Genomic DNA, 1,713 nt, shown 5'->3' with positions numbered 1-1,713 from the left:
CAAGCTTTACCTCAGCTTTTGAGTGGCCTCTTAGTTAAATGGATATAACGGCCCCCTCCTAAGGCTTAGATTTAAAGTTTTTTATTAGTTAAATCTAATAGCTCTTTTCTTTTTACCTGTTAAATATTTATAAAATACAATAAGTTGAGTTTATTTCGCTTTTATTTTAATCAAATATTAAATTGTTCTAATATTCTAACGTATTGCCTATTTGAACCATAATTTAGACCATAAAGAGTTTGAAAAAACCATGGGATGAACCATAATACGTAAAATTGGCGATTTCTGGTGTTGCTACAATTGATGGAAAAAAGCAGTATTTCAATGAGTACAAATGACCTATTTAGTGAAGAGATAAAGCAGTTTAAGTTGCTTGATAAAAAGATTAAGTCTATTAAGTCAAAAGATGAAAGGCTGCATGTAGCCATTTCAAAGTCAGAATTTAGAGTACGAACTCGTGAAGAAATCGAGGCAGACAAAGAAAGAGTCAAAAGAGAGATAAAGGCGGGTAAAGCGCTTAAAGATATCAAGTCAGGTAAAACAGAACTTGAACATATATTATCCAGCACATCTATTCAAAAGTTTTCCGGACCAAGACTCTGCACTTTTACGAATAAGTTAATTGAAGAACTGCCATTTTGTGTGGAAAATGTTCAGTTAACCGATACTACATTTACTGCAAAAGACGGAGGAGGCAGATTAATACTTAGAGTAGGTGCTACATCAAAGACCTTTTATCCTGTTGCTGCTTTCGGGAGCCGCCCTACAGGCCGGATGCTAGGCAAATATGTTAACAAGGCAAGTAATTACTATATCGATCAAGGCAAGAATAAAGAAGCTAATGTAAAGGTCGCAAGAGAGAGGTTTGTTGAATACATTGACGATGTAAGCCAAGGTTATCAGGAGTCTCAAAAGGGCGGGAATATGACAATACGCTATTACTTAGAGAGTGGTAGGTATATGGCTGATAGAGAAAAATATCCAGTGAAAAGCGGTAAGGTTAAATCAGTAACGCAAAACACAATAGATCAAATCCTGTCAGCATTTGAACCTTTTTTAGGCTTCAGATTAAATGAGGTCAACAAAAATTGGGTGATTGAGTTTGACGAATATACGAGCCAAAAAAGGACAAACAAAGCAAACAAAATAACCATTGATGGTTTGTCTTCGGATTCCAAAAGGAAATTGTACTCAGCATTCAATGCAATGTTCAATATCTGTGTTAGAGCAAACTATATAAAGGTAAATAAAATAGATGGTTTTGCTTCTAAATTCCCCAGATCTAAGCCAAATCCAAAAACCTATAAAATTGGTTACGATGAGCTACTAGAGTTTATATTTGATGATGATACACCCGGATCTTTGAGTGGAAAATTAATAGTGGCCGGTATGGCAGTGACAGGAGCAAGAAACCAAGAATTATTCGCAAACTACATTGATAATTTTGACTTTAAAGAAAGATCAATTTTTATACCTGCACACATAAGCAAGAATAGGGAAGCTGGTGAAAGGACAGTGTATCCTGTTTCTGACTTATATTGGAAAAAGTTGGAACTTCATTTGATAGGAATACCTAGAAACCCAAAGGGTCACATGTTTCCTAGTCCAATTCATCCGGAAACTCATATTTCGGCGGTGTAGTGGTCAACTAATTTTGGCCACAGTTTTAGAATCTTGGTATCTAACCTCTGATTCATTTGGCGCTAAACCAGC

Annotated in this window: 1 protein-coding gene; it reads left to right on the top strand. The window is 35.6% G+C overall.

Annotation, left to right across the window (positions count from 1 at the left end; all coding sequences use genetic code 11):
• Positions 1-324: 324 nt before the first annotated feature.
• The gene (locus ACSFVZ_RS11035; protein WP_435558855.1) at positions 325-1,641 is read left to right on the top strand and encodes a phage integrase SAM-like domain-containing protein; all 1,317 of its coding nucleotides are present in this window, start codon (positions 325-327) and stop codon (positions 1,639-1,641) included.
• Positions 1,642-1,713: the final 72 nt, after the last annotated feature.

It is taken from the genome of Pseudoalteromonas nanhaiensis, assembly GCF_051235485.1.
In the GTDB taxonomy this organism is placed as follows: domain Bacteria; phylum Pseudomonadota; class Gammaproteobacteria; order Enterobacterales; family Alteromonadaceae; genus Pseudoalteromonas; species Pseudoalteromonas lipolytica_C.
The sequence above is the reverse complement of the archived record's forward strand: the minus strand, read 5'-3'. Positions and strand labels throughout refer to the sequence as shown.